General features: G+C 66.6%; 11 protein-coding genes. 8 read left to right on the top strand and 3 right to left on the bottom strand.

The features are described 5' to 3' along the window. Positions 1-296: 296 nt before the first annotated feature. Positions 297-1,463, bottom strand: coding sequence for a DUF3095 domain-containing protein (locus AC522E_RS15120; RefSeq protein ID WP_500750716.1), 1,167 nt, complete (start codon positions 1,461-1,463; stop codon positions 297-299). A gap of 26 nt (positions 1,464-1,489) precedes the next feature. Then, positions 1,490-1,996, bottom strand: coding sequence for a peptide-methionine (R)-S-oxide reductase MsrB (gene msrB / locus AC522E_RS15115; RefSeq protein ID WP_500747083.1), 507 nt, complete (start codon positions 1,994-1,996; stop codon positions 1,490-1,492). Positions 1,997-2,296: 300 nt separating this feature from the next. On the opposite strand from msrB, the gene ileS reads away from it, so the two are divergent. The 8 genes from ileS to AC522E_RS15075 all read left to right on the top strand — a co-directional run bounded on the left by ileS (position 2,297) and on the right by AC522E_RS15075 (position 13,835). Beyond that, entirely contained in the window at positions 2,297-5,257 is a 2,961-nt protein-coding gene (gene ileS, locus AC522E_RS15110; RefSeq protein WP_500747081.1) for an isoleucine--tRNA ligase, read from the top strand. 143 nt (positions 5,258-5,400) lie between these two features. Continuing rightward, on the top strand, positions 5,401-5,883 hold the full coding sequence (gene lspA / locus AC522E_RS15105; protein WP_500750715.1) for a signal peptidase II: 483 nt from the start codon (positions 5,401-5,403) through the stop codon (positions 5,881-5,883). A gap of 91 nt (positions 5,884-5,974) precedes the next feature. After that, complete coding sequence (locus AC522E_RS15100; protein WP_500747080.1) at positions 5,975-6,619, top strand: hypothetical protein; 645 nt, start codon at positions 5,975-5,977, stop codon at positions 6,617-6,619. 202 nt (positions 6,620-6,821) lie between these two features. Beyond that, on the top strand, positions 6,822-8,153 hold the full coding sequence (locus tag AC522E_RS15095; RefSeq protein ID WP_500747079.1) for a M16 family metallopeptidase: 1,332 nt from the start codon (positions 6,822-6,824) through the stop codon (positions 8,151-8,153). Positions 8,154-8,205: 52 nt separating this feature from the next. Further along, entirely contained in the window at positions 8,206-9,492 is a 1,287-nt protein-coding gene (locus tag AC522E_RS15090) for a M16 family metallopeptidase (RefSeq protein WP_500747078.1), read from the top strand. A gap of 458 nt (positions 9,493-9,950) precedes the next feature. Then, positions 9,951-11,270, top strand: coding sequence for a phosphoglucose isomerase-related protein (locus tag AC522E_RS15085; RefSeq protein ID WP_500747077.1), 1,320 nt, complete (start codon positions 9,951-9,953; stop codon positions 11,268-11,270). A gap of 100 nt (positions 11,271-11,370) precedes the next feature. Then, positions 11,371-13,263: a DNA mismatch repair endonuclease MutL gene (gene mutL, locus AC522E_RS15080; protein WP_500747076.1), complete on the top strand. Its 1,893-nt coding sequence runs from the start codon at positions 11,371-11,373 to the stop codon at positions 13,261-13,263. Between the two features lie 149 nt (positions 13,264-13,412). Beyond that, complete coding sequence (locus AC522E_RS15075) at positions 13,413-13,835, top strand: OsmC family protein (RefSeq protein WP_500747075.1); 423 nt, start codon at positions 13,413-13,415, stop codon at positions 13,833-13,835. Here AC522E_RS15075 and AC522E_RS15070 read toward each other — a convergent pair. Then, positions 13,832-14,581, bottom strand: a complete 750-nt coding sequence (locus AC522E_RS15070; RefSeq protein ID WP_500747074.1) for a hypothetical protein — start codon at positions 14,579-14,581, stop codon at positions 13,832-13,834. The genes AC522E_RS15075 and AC522E_RS15070 overlap by 4 nt on opposite strands. Positions 14,582-14,675 lie beyond the last annotated feature (94 nt).

Below are 14,675 nucleotides of genomic sequence, written 5' to 3'. Positions count from 1 at the left end.
CGAGCCCGAAGGGTTACGTGACGCAGGGACGCCCGGAACGGCTCCTCGCGCAGAACAGCATTGCGCCATTCGCTTTCGACAGCGGTCATGGGTTCCGGACTTGCCTGACGGCAATCCGGAATGAGAGGGCTTCAGATTCTCATGCTGTCATTCCGGGACGCACCACAGGTGCGGGCCCGGAACCCATAACCACGACGATTCAGGAGAGAGAATCGCGGCTGCCGCTGCGCTTTATCCTGAACCGGTTCAGTTCATAGGTTCCGGGCTCCGCTTCGCGGCCCCGGAATGACGTTGAGTCACGACGCCTTCAGGGCCTGCGCGGCCATGGCATAGCCTCCCATTGCACCGTCGACGAAGTGGATGTGATCGCTCCGCAGGGCCGACGGAACGAAGCAGGTCATCAGCGCGGCATCCTGGCGGTAGGCGCCGAAGCGGGCGATGCCCCGGTCGCGCGCATCCGCGAGCATGGCCTCCAGGCGGTCGGCAAGGGCCGGCGTGCAGTCGAGGGTCATGCGCAGGCCGTCGTCGAACTTTCGGAAATCCGTGTTCTCCACGAGCTGATGCCGGTACCGGGCCGGATCGAACGGGCCGATCCGCAGGCCAAGGCGGAGGATGGCGAAGGTGGCGATGCGCCTTGCCCCCAGCCAGAGGGCGGTCCAGAGACGGGGCGTTCCGCGTCCGCCCGCGGCCTTGGCCTCGATGGCGAACCCCTTGAAGGGCGTGCTCATCGTCGGGCCCCTGTCCGGCATCGGGCGCTTGGCCTCGCCCCGTTCCTCGATCGCGGCCAGGATGTCGGCGACGAGCCCTCCGAAGGCGGACGGGTCGGCGCCCTCTTCCGGAACGACGATGAGGGACAGGATGAGCCCGCGCTCGGCCGGGATCTGGTCGAAACGACAGGAGAGCCCCGTCAGGTCGGGATGGCTACCGGGTCGTGCCGGCGGCAGCCCGAAGGTGCCGGCCTTCATCTCCCGTTCCGCATAGGCCATGCCGCCGCCGGCGAACATGGCGTAGGTCACGTCCGGTGAGGCGGCGAAGCGGGCGACGCGCACATCGTGCCCGGCCTCCCGCACGACCGCGACCGGAACCAGCGCGATCCGAAGCTGGAGACCGAAATCGTCCCGCACCCAGGCCGCGACGGCGGCGAGTGCCTCGCGGGCGAGATCGGCCTTGTCGGCGGGAAGGGCGAAGCTCGCCCCGTCGCCGCCGAAGACGAACGGGAAGTCGTTGTCGTGGAGGGCGTTGGCGACGGCGGCGATCACCGCGGCGGCGGCCGTGTTCACTTCCTTGTAGCGCCCGGCTTCGATGGCGGCGGTGGATTGGACGATGTCGGCGAGGCCGAGCACCCAATCCTGCGGCAGGGGCGTGTAGATCGAGAGATCAGTGAGCTGGGAGAACCTGTCGAAGATCGGCAGCCGGTCATAGAATCCGGCTGCCGCGACGGCTTTGGCCTCCAGGGCGTCCATGCTCATGAGCGTGCCGTCCCGGCCGATCAGGCGAGGGGTTGGCCTTCCGGCGCCCCGCGGCCAAGGAGGTCGGGAAGTGGGTCGCCCTCCGCCACGAAGCGCAGCGAGACCGAGTTCATGCAAAAGCGCTCGCCGGTGGGCGGCGGGCCGTCATCGAACACGTGGCCGAGATGGCCCTCGCAGCGGGCGCAGCGGATCTCTGTCCGGATCATGCCGTAGCTCGTGTCGCGCACGAAGGCGACATGCTCCCGGTCGATGGGATCGAAGAAGCTCGGCCAGCCGGTGCCGGATTCGAACTTGGTCCCTGATTTGAACAGCGGGAGCCCGCACAGGCGGCAGCCATAGGTGCCCATGGACTTGGCCTCGTTGAAGATGCCGCAGAACGGACGTTCCGTCCCGTGCTCCAGAATGACCCGGCGCTCCTCGTCGTCCAGGTCCGCGACCAGGCGGTCGAACTGCCCGGATGTCGGAGGGGTGAGGTCGAAGCCCGCCTGCGAGCGTCGCTCCGTGGCGGCGGTGGTGGGGTGGTCCATCGTCCGGTCCTTCTCGCAAAGGTGAAAGCGCAAGCCTATATGGGGAGGTTGCCCGAGAATAAGAAGCTTTCCCCGCCGCCGCCACGCTTTATTCTCGGCGCCCGCGCTGCTAAAAGGCTCGCCATGTCCGTGTCCATCCAGGCCTCAGGCGGCGTTTCGACCCGCGCCTTGCGAATTATCGGCCCGGCCCTCGCTTGAGCGCGAAGGTCCGGGATCCCGCTTTTTCGCCCCGATACGCCCCGATTTCCGATGCCTGATCGTCCCGCACGCCAGGGGACAGACAAAAGATTATTGACCGCCATGTCAGACAAGACTGCCGACAAGACCGACGCACCCGCGCGCGACTATTCCGAGACTCTGTTCCTGCCGCAGACGGACTTCCCCATGCGGGCCGGGCTGCCGCAGCGCGAGCCGCAGATCCTCCAGCGCTGGAACGAGAACAGGCTCTACGAGCGCCTGCGCGAGGTGCAGAAGGGTCGCACCCGCTTCGTGCTCCACGATGGCCCGCCCTATGCCAACGGCAACATCCATATCGGTCACGCCCTCAACAAGATCCTGAAGGACCTGGTCGTCCGCTCCCAGGGCATGCTGGGCTTCGATTCCAACTATGTTCCCGGCTGGGACTGCCACGGCCTGCCGATCGAATGGAAGATCGAAGAGGAGTACCGCGCCAAAGGCAAGAACAAGGACGAGGTGCCAATCATCGAGTTCCGCCGCGAATGCCGGGCCTTCGCGGAGAAGTGGATCGACGTGCAGCGCGAGGAGTTCAAGCGCCTCGGCGTGGAGGGCGACTGGTCGAATCCGTATCAGACCATGTCCTTCGACGCGGAAGCGCAGATCGCCCGCGAGATTATGAAGTTCGCGGTTTCCGACCAGCTCTATCGCGGCTCGAAGCCGGTCATGTGGTCGTCGGTCGAGCGGACGGCGCTGGCCGAGGCGGAGGTCGAGTACCACGAGAAGACCTCGACCACGATCTGGGTGAAGTTTCCCATCGTCCGGACCCTCGACGGCGATCTCGACGGCGCGTCGGTGGTGATCTGGACCACGACCCCGTGGACGATCCCGGCCAACCGCGCCATCGCCTTCGGTTCGGACATCGCTTATGGCCTCTATGCGGTCACCGAGGCGGCGGCCGACAACTGGGCGAAGGTGGGCGACCGTCTCGTCATTGCCGACAAGCTCGCCGCCGACGTATTCGCTGCCGCCCGCGTCACCGGGTACGAGCGGATGAAGGACGTGCTGCCGGTGATGATCGAGCGCTGCGCACATCCGTTCCGCGGCCTCGAGGGTGCAAACGGCTACTGGGACTTCGACGTGCCCATGCTGCCGGCCGACTACGTCACCGACGATGCCGGTACCGGATTCGTGCACACGGCCCCCGGCCACGGCGCGGACGACTACAACACCTACGTGAAGCACAAGGCGGTGTTCGAGGCCTGCGGCACGAAAGAGGTGCCGCACACGGTGGCGCCGGACTCGTCCTACTTCCCCGACGTCCCGTTCTTCGCGGGCGAGCGGATCTATGACGACAAGGGCAAGGATGCGGGCGCCAACGAGGCGGTGATCCGGAAGCTCGTCGAGGTCGGCGCGCTCATCGCGCGCGGGCGGCTCAAGCACCAATACCCACATTCCTGGCGCTCGAAGGGGCCGCTGATCTTCCGCAACACGCCGCAATGGTTCATCGCCATGGACAAGCCGCTCGACGGCGAAGGCGATACGCTCCGCCAGCGCGCGCTGCACGCGATCAGAACCGTGGAATGGGTGCCGGAAGCGGGCGAGAACCGCATCACCGGCATGATCGAGAACCGCCCCGACTGGGTGGTGTCGCGCCAGCGGGCCTGGGGCGTGCCGATCGCGGTGTTCGTGAAGAAAGGCACCAACGACATTCTCAAGGACAGCAAAGTCAACGCGGCCATCGCGGAAGCCTTCGAGAAGGAAGGGGCGGATGCATGGTACGCGGATGACGGCGCGCGCTTCCTCAAGGCGGGCGGCCATGCGGCCGCGGATTTCGAGAAGGTCAACGACATCCTCGATGTGTGGTTCGATTCCGGCTGCACGCACGCCTTCGCGCTGGAGAAGCGCGAGGACCTGAAGGTGCGGCGCAAGGTCGATGGCGGGCCGGACCAGGTGATGTACCTGGAGGGGACGGATCAGCACCGCGGCTGGTTCCACTCGTCGCTGCTGGAGAGCTGCGGCACGCGCGGACGTGCGCCCTATGACATCGTGCTCACCCATGGCTTCGTGCTCGACGAAAAGGGGCAGAAGATGTCGAAGTCCGTCGGCAACGTGGTCTCGCCTCAGAAAGTGATGCAGGATTCCGGCGCGGACATCCTGCGCCTCTGGGTGGCGGCATCGGATTATTCCGACGATCTTCGCATCGGCCCCGAGATCCTCAAGACCTTCGTGGAGACCTATCGCAAGCTGCGCAACACGATCCGCTGGATGCTGGGCTCGCTCGCGCATTTCGACGAGGCGGACAAGGTCGCGGTCGAGACGATGCCGGAACTGGAGCGCTTCGTGCTGCATCGTCTCGCCGAGCTCGACGGCGAGATGCGCGAGGCCTACCGCGCCTTCGACTACAAGCGGGTGGTCGCGCTGCTCAACTCCTTCATGACCACGGATCTGTCGGCGTTCTATTTCGACATCCGCAAGGATGCGCTCTATTGCGATCCGCTCTCGAGCCATGTGCGCAAGAGCGCGCTGACCGTGATCGACCAGACCTTCCGCGCCGTCGCCACCTGGATCGCGCCGATCCTCGCCTTCACGGCCGAGGAGGCCTGGCTGGCACGGTATCCGCAGGCGGAATCTGTGCATCTCGAGACGTTCCCGGCGATCCCGGCCGCGTGGCGGGACGAGGCCCTTGCCGAGCGTTGGGCGAAGGTTCGCCGTGTCCGCCGCGTCGTTACCGGCGCCCTGGAGGTCGAGCGGGCGCAGAAGCGCATCGGCGCGAGCCTCGAGGCGGCGCCGGTCGTCTACATCACTGACGAGGTGCTGTTCGACGCCGTACAGGGCCTCGACCTGGCGGAGATCGCCATCACCTCGGGCATCAGGGTGGAGCGGGGCGAAGGTCCTGCCGATGCCTTCCGCCTGGACGACGTCAGGGGCGTGGCGGTCGTACCGGCCCTGGCCGCGGGCCGCAAGTGCGCCCGGTCCTGGAAGGTTTCGCCGGAAGTGGGCACCGACCCCGACTACCCGGATGTGACGCTGCGCGATGCGGCGGCGCTGCGTGAATGGGATCGCCTGAGGACGGCCGCGGAATGAGCAAGAGCAGCGATCCCGAGACGTCCCTGCCTCCGCCCGGTGGGCCGGAGCAGACCTCCCCGGCGCGGCCAGGCGCTCCCCGCCGCGCTTCACGGCCCGGCGGGAAGGGTAGGGGCGCGGGACGCCGCAAGGGGACGAAGGGCATGTCGGTCGCCGCGATCATCGGCTTCTCGATCGCCCTCCTCGTCCTGATCCTCGACCAGGCGACCAAGATCTACACCCTCTTCGTGTTCGATCTTCCGGTCCGGGAGCCCGTGGCTCTCTATCCCTTCATCAACCTGATCGTCGTCTGGAACCGTGGAATATCCTACGGGCTGTTCCAGCAGCACAGCGAACTTGGGCGCTGGATCCTCATCGCCGTCTCCCTCGTGGCGGCGGCCGGCCTGTCGCTCTGGATCCGGCGGACGACGGGCAAGCTCCTGGCGGCGTCCCTGGGGCTGATCGTGGGCGGCGCCATCGGCAACGTCATCGACCGGCTGGCCTATGGGGCCGTCTTCGACTTCATCCAGTTCCAGATCGGCGGCTGGTCCTGGTACGTGTTCAACGTGGCCGATGCGGCCATCGTTGCGGGGGTGGTCGGTTTGCTTTATGACTCTTTCGTGCTGGAAAAGCGCCGGAAGGCATGATCGGGCGCGGCAGAACAGCCCGGCCGCCTTATGTTCGCCAGAATGAGCAATCAGGCGTTCCGGCAAGAATGAAACAACGGTGGTGGGTATCATGAAGGGATTGAAGGTCTTCGGTTGCGCGAGCGCCCTCGTGCTCCTTGTCGCCGCCTCGGGGGCTTCGGCGGAGGAAGGGGAAGCCGTCAAGAGCCTGCTCGGCAGCATCGGCATCATCCCGAAGGAGAAGCCGCCCATCGTGTACAACGAGCGTCCCCCGCTCGTGCTTCCGCCCAAGATGGAGCTGCGCGCCCCGGCGCCGAGAGGCGGAGCAGAGGCCCGCAATGCCAACTGGCCCAAGGATCCGGACGTGATCGCCGCCCGCAAGGCCGCGGCCGAGGCCCGTACGCCCTATACGAGCACGGAACTCTACAAGAACAGCGAAGGCAAGCGCCTCTCCGTCGAGGAGATGCGGGCCGGCCGCGATCCGAACAACTACGTTTCCGGCAGCACGGTGCCGGGCCCGGTCGGCCGGCAGGCCGACAAGAGCCTGATGAGCCCCGACGAGCTGCGCGCCTTCGCCATCAAGGACGAAGACGTCAAGCTCTCGGGCGACGGGCTCGAGCGCCGCTACCTCAGCGATCCGCCGAGCGGTCTCCTGAAGGCGGCCGCCGGCGCCCCGCTCAAGGCCTCGGCGGATCCGGTCCCGGTCGGCGACCCCGACAGCCCGATGAACTTCATCCGGCAGCAGCAGCAGCGCTAAGGCTGCCAGCCATGGCAAGTGTTTCAGGCGAACGGTCCCCCGTCTCGCCTGAACTGCTTTCTGGGGGTGAGCTTGGCCGGAATGTCCGGTTCCGATCTTCCCGCAAAAGGTGTGCTGCTCCGCTTGCGTGGCCTCCAGATTGCATTATTCCCGTAATTCGTATCCGCCGAGCCGCCCCGATTCCGTTAAGATTGGAAACATTATGGACACAGCCCTGAAGCCCCTGCTGCGCACCGGAACACCCTCCGAAGGGCGGACAGAAGGCGGCGGGCCGGACGTTTCCTCCTTCACCCTCGACAACGGCCTCGACGTGGTCGTGATCCCGGATCACCGCGTTCCGGTCGTGACCCACATGGTCTGGTACCGTAACGGCTCGGCCGACGATCCGATCGGCCAGTCCGGCATCGCCCATTTTCTCGAGCACCTGATGTTCAAGGGCACGGAAAAGCATCCGGTCGGCGAGTTCTCGAGGATCGTCTCGGGCCTCGGCGGACAGGAGAATGCCTTTACGTCGTTCGATTACACCGCATATTTCCAGCGCGTCGCCCGAGAGCATCTCGAGACCATGATGTCCTTCGAGGCCGACCGCATGACCAACCTCCTTCTCGAAGAGAGCGTCATTGCGCCGGAGCGCGACGTGGTGCTGGAGGAGCGGCGCATGCGCGTCGAGACGGATCCGTCGTCCCAGCTCGCGGAGGCCATGGCGGCGGCGCTCTTCGTGCACCACCCCTACGGCATTCCGATCATCGGGTGGATGCACGAGATCGAAACCCTCAACCGCGACCATGCCCTCGACTATTACCGCCGCTTCTACACGCCGGAGAATGCCATCCTGGTGGTGGCCGGAGACGTGACGGCGGACGATGTGCGCCGCCTCAGCGACAGGACCTATGGCCGCATCGCTCCGCGCGGAAAACGTCCGGTGCGTTTCCGCCCGCGCGATCCGGAGCCGGTCGCGGCGCGCCACATCACGGTCGCCGACCCGAAGGTCGAGCAGCCGACCCTTCAGCGTCTCTACCTCGTGCCCTCCTGCTGCACCGCCAAGGATCGCGACTGCTATGCGCTCGAGCTTCTCGCCGAGGTGATCGGCGGTGGTCCCACGTCGTATCTCTACCGCAAGCTCGTTCTCGACCGCGGCATCGCCGTGAATGCGGGCGCCTGGTACATGTCCTCCGCCATGGAGGAGACCCGCTTCTGTGTTTACGCGGTTCCGGCCGAAGGCGTTTCGCTTTCGGCTCTCGAAGAGGCGCTGGATGAAGTGCTGCGCGCCATTTCCGCGGAGGCGCTGGATTCCGAGGCCATCGAGCGGGCCAAGACCCGTCTCGTGGCGGAGACGATCTATTCCACCGACAGCCAATCCTCCCTGGCCCGCATCTATGGTTCGGCGCTCGCCATCGGCGAGACGCTCGAGGATGTGCGCCGCTGGCCCCAGGAGATCGAGGCGGTGCTGAAGGAAGATCTGGCCAACGCATCCGAGCGCTATCTCATCCCGCGCCGTTCCGTGACGGGCTATCTGCAGAAGCCGGCTTCCTGAGAGGCATAAGCCTCGCCGGCCCCGCCCGAATGAAAGCCCGATCCAAAACGAGATGACCATGAACGCACCCGCCGATATCCGTTCCGCCGCATCGCCGACGAAGGTGAAGATCCTCACGTCTCCCGGCGGCGTCGAAGCCTGGCACGTGGAATCCGACGTCGTGCCGCTGATCGCCGTCGCGTTCACGTTCGAGGGCGGATCGACCCAGGACCCGGAGGACAGGCCCGGCGTCGCGCAGATGCTGTCGCGCCTCCTCGACGAGGGCGCCGGGCCATACAATTCCGACGCGTTCCAGGAACGGCTCGCGGCCCGCGCCATCGAGATCTCCTTCAACGCTGGCAATGACGCCATCGGCGGGTCGCTCAAGACCCTGGTCCGGCACGCGGACGAGGCCTTCGAGCTCCTGCGCCTCGCGCTGGCCGAGCCGCGTTTCGACCAGGATGCGATCGAGCGCGTGCGGGCCCAGACCATCGCGGGCCTGCGCTATCAGCAGAACGACCCGGGCGTCATGGCCACGCGGCATTTCTTCGAGGAAGGATTTGCCGGTCATGCCTACGGGCGGCCGACCTCCGGCACCATCGAGAGCGTTGCGGCAATCACGCGCGACGATCTGGTCGCCATGCACCGTGCGCTCATCGCGCGGGGCCGCGTCAAGGTCGCCGTCGTCGGGGCCATCGATTCGGAGCGCCTCTCCCATCTCCTCGACAAGACCTTCGGCGATCTGCCGAAGGCGAAGGCTCTGAAGCCCGTCGAACCGATCCTTCTGCAGAATCTCGGGACACGGCATGTGGTCGATCTCGACGTGCCGCAATCGGTCATCCGTTTCGGCACGCCCGGCGTGGCGTGGCGCGATCCCGGGTTCATTCCGGCCTATGTCCTCAACCACATCCTCGGAGGCGGCGCCTTCACATCGCGCCTTTTCCAGGAAGTGCGTGAGAAGCGCGGTCTCGCCTACAGCGTCGGCACGTCTCTCGTGAGCTACCGCGCATCCGCCATGACCTGGGGCTACACCGCCACCAAGAACGAGCGCGTCGCCGAGGCCCTGGACGTCATTGCCGGCGAGATGATGCGCCTGAAGGAAGAAGGGCCCTCGGAGGAGGAGCTGCAGAAGGCGAAGGACTACCTCATCGGCTCCTACGCTCTCGGCTTCGACACCTCGACGAAGATCGCGCATACCCTCGTCCAGATCGCATTCGAGGGCCTCGGAGTCGACTATATCGGGCTCCGCAACGATCTCGTCGCTGCCGTGACCCCCTCCGATATCGGCAGCGCCGCGGAGCGCATCTTCGGCGACGGCAGGATGCTCACCGTGATCGCGGGCCGGCCGACGGGGCTGTGACCGCATCGTCGTTCTGGGATCCCCGCCTGGACATCTCATTGACATTCGGGGCCGCGAAGCGGCGCCCGGAGCCCATCGCCACTGAGCCCGATGGAATAGGTGCGGCGGCTGCCGTCGCTCCTTACCCTGAACCGTCGTGTTCCTGGGTTCCGGCCTGTTCCAAAGAGGGCCGTCCCTGAACGACGGCGTGAGGGTATCAATCCGGTGTCATTCCGGGGCGCCGCAGGCGAGCCCGGAACCCGGAAACTCGATCGCTTCCGGATGAAGTGCAGCGGGTACCACAGCTCTCCATCCTTCGACGCGGGCGATGACTTTTCCGCTCCGCATGGCCTTTCGCGTGGCTCCGCTGACGCTCCCCGGAGCGATGACCTCGCCGATGAACGGGCCCTCCCGCCCTAGCCGTGGCGGCCTCACTGCCCTAGTGTTCCGCTCCCCTGTGACGAGTCGGAGCATCCCGTATGGCCTTGCAGCAATCGATCGATCTTGCCCTTGCGACCCACATCGGCGAAGGGGGCCTGCCGCAGACGGCGCTGGAGGCGGCGCTCGCCGTGGTCGGGCGCGGGATGAAGCGGCTGGCCGAGGACGACGCATCGGGGCGGCTGCCATTGCTGCACATGCCTCGCGAGACAGGCGATCTCGACAGCATCCGCGAGGCGGCGTCCTGGCTGCGCCGGGACGCCACGGACGTGGTGTTCCTTGGAACCGGCGGCTCGAGCCTCGGAGGTCAGACGCTGGCCCAGCTCAAGGATTATGCGGTGCCCGGCGCCGGGCGCTTTGCGGACGGGCCGCGGGTGCATTTCCTCGACAATCTCGACCCCATCACCTTCGATCGTGTTCTGCACAAGCTGCCACTCTCCTCGACCCACTTCGTCGCGATCTCGAAATCCGGTGGCACGGGCGAAACCCTGATGCAGACGATGGCGGTCCTCTCCGCCCTCGACAAGGCGGGCCTCAAGGCGCGCCCTGCCGATGCTTTCCTCGGCCTGTCGGAACCGAAGAAGGAGGGCGGCAAGAATGCCCTCCGCGATCTTCTCGAGCCCGAGGGCGTCCGCTTTCTCGAGCATCATACCGGCATCGGGGGGCGTTATTCCGTCCTCACCAATGTGGGGCTGCTGCCCGCAGCCGTGCTCGGTCTCGACATCGTGGCCATCCGCCAAGGCGCGGCGGAGGCCTATGAGCCTTTCCGTGCCGGCCGCCCGGCTGAGGAGTCGACGGCGGCCATGGGCGCCGCGCTCAATGTCGCCATGGCGCTTGAGGGCAGAAACATCGCCGTCACCATGGCCTATGCGGACCGGCTCGAGCGCTTCACCCGCTGGTGGGTGCAGCTCTGGGCCGAGAGCATCGGCAAGGACGGCAAGGGCTCGCAGCCCGTGGCGGCCATCGGCCCGGTCGATCAGCATAGCCAGCTCCAGCTCTATCTCGCCGGCCCGAACGACAAGCTCTTCACGGTGATCACGACCGACGTGGAGGGGCAGGGGCCGGCCATGGACGGAAAGCTCGCGCAGCGCGCGGGCGTGCCGGAATTCGGCGGCAAACGCATCGGCGACCTCGTGGCCGCGCAGGGGCGCGCCACCGCCGATACGCTGGCCCGCAACCACCGCCCGACCCGCCGCATCCATATGGAAAAGCTCGACGAGCGCGCCATGGGCGAGCTGCTCATGCACGGCATGCTGGAGACGATCCTGACGGGCTACGCCCTCGGCGTCGATCCCTTCGACCAGCCCGCGGTGGAGGAAGGCAAGATCCTCGCCAAGCAATATCTCGCGCAGGCGAAGTAGGAGCACGCACCTCTGTCATTCCGGGCCCAGCGCTTCGCTCGCCCCGGAATGGCAGCGCGCTGCGGAAGGCGTGAGAGAATGCCGCGCCTGTCTGGAATCCATGCCCGCGGCGCCTTATTCTCTTCTCTCGATTCCCTCGAACCCGCAGGGCTTCATGGCTGTCCGCCGTCTCGATCCCATTCTCGTCGACCGCATCGCCGCAGGCGAGGTGGTGGAGCGTCCTGCCGCGGCGGTGAAGGAGCTGGTCGAGAATGCCGTCGATGCAGGTGCGAGCTCGATCGAGATTGCCGTCGAGGCCGGCGGGCGCCGCCTGATCCGTATCGTCGACGACGGCGCCGGCATGTCGCCGGAAGATCTCGAACTCGCGGTCGAGCGTCACGCGACCTCGAAGATTCCCGATGGCGACCTGTTTGCCATCGACACTCTCGGTTTCCGCGGCGAGGCTCTGCCCTCCATCGGCGCGGTGGCGCGACTGGCCATCACTACGCGGACGGCGGATGCGGAGACGGGATCCGCCATCGTCGTCGAGGCTGGCGTCAAAGGTCCTGTCCGACCGGTGGCAGCTGCGAAGGGAACGAAGATCGAGGTGACCGATCTCTTCGCCGCCACGCCCGCGCGGCTGAAGTTTCTCAAGAGCGACCGCTCGGAGGCGCAGGCCGTGGCGGAGATCGTCAAGCGCCTCGCGATCGCGCATCCCACCATCCGGTTCACGCTCACGGGCGAGCATATCACGTCCTTCACCTATCCGCCGGAGCCGGAGGGCGAACATGGCTTTCTGCGCCGCCTGTCCCGTGTGCTCGGAGCGGAGTTCAACGACAACGCCATGTCCATTGCGATCGAACGCGAGGGCGTGCGCCTGTCGGGATTCGCGAGCCTTCCGACCTATCATCGCGGCACCTCCACCCAGATTCATTTCATCGTCAACGGACGACCGGTGCGCGACAAGCTCCTGCTCGGCGCCGTGCGCGGCGCCTATGCGGACGTGATGGCCTCCGACCGGCACCCCGTTCTGGCCCTGATGGTCGATTGCGACCCTCGCGTCGTCGATGTGAACGTGCACCCGGCAAAGACCGAGGTGCGCTTCCGCGATCCCGCCTTCGTGCGCGGCTTCGTCGTCGCGGCGCTGAAGGAGGCCATCGCCCGCTGCGGCTTCCGCTCCGCGTCGACCGGTGGGACACGCACCCTCGAGAGCCTGCGCCCGCAGATGGCGCCGCCCCTGCGTCCGGTCTCCGTGGCGCACCGGGCGCCGTCCTTCCGGCATGTCCAGGCCTTCGCCGGCTGGCAGGCGCCATACGAAACCATGTCCCGGCATGCGGGGCTCGCCGAGGCCCAGGCAAGTTTGCCGGACATGGCTCCCTCCGCCGACAGCCGTGCGGCCTTGTCCGAGCTCGACCCCGATGCCGAACACGCGCCCCTCGGTGCGGCACGGGCCCAGATCCACGGCACCTATATCGTCGCGCAGACGCCGGACGGCATCGTCATCGTCGATCAGCATGCGGCCCACGAGCGCCTCGTCTACGAGCGGCTGAAGCGCGAGCGGTCCGCATCGGGCATCGCGCGCCAGATGCTGTTGATTCCCGAGGTCGTCGATCTCGATCCCGTCGATGCCGACCGGGTGATGGCGGAGGCCGCGACGCTGGAGAGTCTGGGCCTCGTACTGGAACCATTCGGATCGGGCGCGCTTCTGGTGCGCGAGGTTCCCTCCGCGCTGGCGGGCGGACGCATCAAGGCCCTGGTGCAGGATGTCGCCGATGCGTTCGCCGAGTGGGGGCAGGGGGCCGGCTCGCCGCTCGAGGAGCGCCTCGACGCCGTCCTCTCACGCATGTCGTGCCACGGTTCCGTACGCGCGGGCCGGCGCATGAGACCCGAGGAAATGAACGCTCTCCTGCGCGAGATGGAAGCGACTCCCCTGTCCGGACAATGCAATCATGGCCGGCCCACCTATGTGGAGCTCAAGCTCGCCGATATCGAGCGCCTGTTCGGGCGGCGGTGAGAGCGTCGAGAGCATCGGACCCAAAAGCGGCCTCCATATGCGGGATCGATCGAGTGCTCCATCCCCGTCCACTTCGTCTGGTATCTGCACACGGTTGAAAACCGCCTGCCCCGCGACATAAGATTGCCTGCGATGGCGAGGGGCGGCCCATGACGACGGCAATGACGGTGACACTGCGCGGCATCGCCGGGACGGAGGCGTCCATGGGCTGGGCCGGAGCGCACTCCGTCGTCGTCGACCGTCCGGAGGGCAAGGCGGGCGGCCAGGGGCTCGGCTTCAATGGCGGTCAATTGCTGGCGCTGGCGATCGGCGGGTGCTTCTGCAACGATCTCTACTACGTGGCGCACGAGATGGGCGTCGGGCTCGCCTCGGTTGCCGTCGATGTGACGGTGACATTCGATGGCGACCCGCTCCTCGCGACCTCCGCCTCGGTTCGGGTCGCGGTCGAGGCGACGGATGCGACTGCCGATCTCGATGCCCTCGTCGAGCGGGCGAAGGCGACATCCACCGTGAGCAATTCCATCTCCCGGGGGCTGCCCGTCCAGGTCACATCGGCCCGGCCGAAGGGTTAGAACGCCAGCGGCTTGCCGGAGACCGGCACCAGCGCATTGCCCTGGCGCTCGTAAACGACCGGAGGCCATGTCAGCGGCTTGCCATTGCGCTTGCCGCGATAGCCGATGGTCAAACGCCCGGAAGGCTCGATCTTCCATGAGCCCTTGATGTCAGTGCAGGACTTGCCGTTCGTGACCGCATCGCAATTGCTCTGAGACATGACGATGCCGTTCTCCGGGCTGATCGCCAGCGCCTGGCCGTCGCGGAAGATGAAGGCCTGGATGACGCTCGAGGTCTCTCCCTGGAATGTGCCGCCGCCTTCGATGACGATGCCGTCGTCCGATCCGGAACGAACCGGCGTCATCGCGGTGACATCTCCCCAGGAGCCGAGTTCCGTGAACTCGTGATGATGCGCCACAGTCACCAGCTGATGTCCGTCACGTCTCAGAAAGGTGGCGCTGATCATGGCGCCGCAGCCATGGCAGGCATCCCCCGGCTTCTGGCTGAATGTGAAGAGAACGACCGCGTTGCCGAAGGCGTTCGCTTGGTAGGGATGGATGCAGGGCTCCGGGTCCAGTGCGTCCTGATCATCCGTGCGCTCCGGAATGTTCGGATAGGCGGCCCTCATGGCGCTGCGGAGCAGCGCCTGCCCGCGCATGGCAGCCGTGGAACCGGCACAGAGCGGCAGCGATGCGTTTTGCGCCATCGTGGCCGGCACGGCGAGGAAGAGGCCCGCGGCAGCGAGCAGGACAAGACGCCCGATCATGGGAACGGCACCGACTCTCAGGGCCGATGGCGGCCCGAGGTTCCATAACCGATTTTCATTATGCCGCAACGGAAAGTTCGCAGTGCCGCCGCGC

Source organism: Microvirga sp. BF8, assembly GCF_059888585.1.
Note: the sequence above shows the minus strand (reverse complement) of the source record. Positions and strands in the feature narration are given on the sequence as shown.

Coding starts and splice junctions, on each gene's coding strand:
- AC522E_RS15120 (WP_500750716.1), bottom strand. CDS start 1,463: ATGGACGCCCTGGAGGCCAAAGCCGTCGCGGCAGCCGGATTCTATGAC.
- msrB (WP_500747083.1), bottom strand. CDS start 1,996: ATGGACCACCCCACCACCGCCGCCACGGAGCGACGCTCGCAGGCGGGC.
- ileS (WP_500747081.1), top strand. CDS start 2,297: ATGTCAGACAAGACTGCCGACAAGACCGACGCACCCGCGCGCGACTAT.
- lspA (WP_500750715.1), top strand. CDS start 5,401: ATGTCGGTCGCCGCGATCATCGGCTTCTCGATCGCCCTCCTCGTCCTG.
- AC522E_RS15100 (WP_500747080.1), top strand. CDS start 5,975: ATGAAGGGATTGAAGGTCTTCGGTTGCGCGAGCGCCCTCGTGCTCCTT.
- AC522E_RS15095 (WP_500747079.1), top strand. CDS start 6,822: ATGGACACAGCCCTGAAGCCCCTGCTGCGCACCGGAACACCCTCCGAA.
- AC522E_RS15090 (WP_500747078.1), top strand. CDS start 8,206: ATGACCATGAACGCACCCGCCGATATCCGTTCCGCCGCATCGCCGACG.
- AC522E_RS15085 (WP_500747077.1), top strand. CDS start 9,951: ATGGCCTTGCAGCAATCGATCGATCTTGCCCTTGCGACCCACATCGGC.
- mutL (WP_500747076.1), top strand. CDS start 11,371: ATGCCCGCGGCGCCTTATTCTCTTCTCTCGATTCCCTCGAACCCGCAG.
- AC522E_RS15075 (WP_500747075.1), top strand. CDS start 13,413: ATGACGACGGCAATGACGGTGACACTGCGCGGCATCGCCGGGACGGAG.
- AC522E_RS15070 (WP_500747074.1), bottom strand. CDS start 14,581: ATGATCGGGCGTCTTGTCCTGCTCGCTGCCGCGGGCCTCTTCCTCGCC.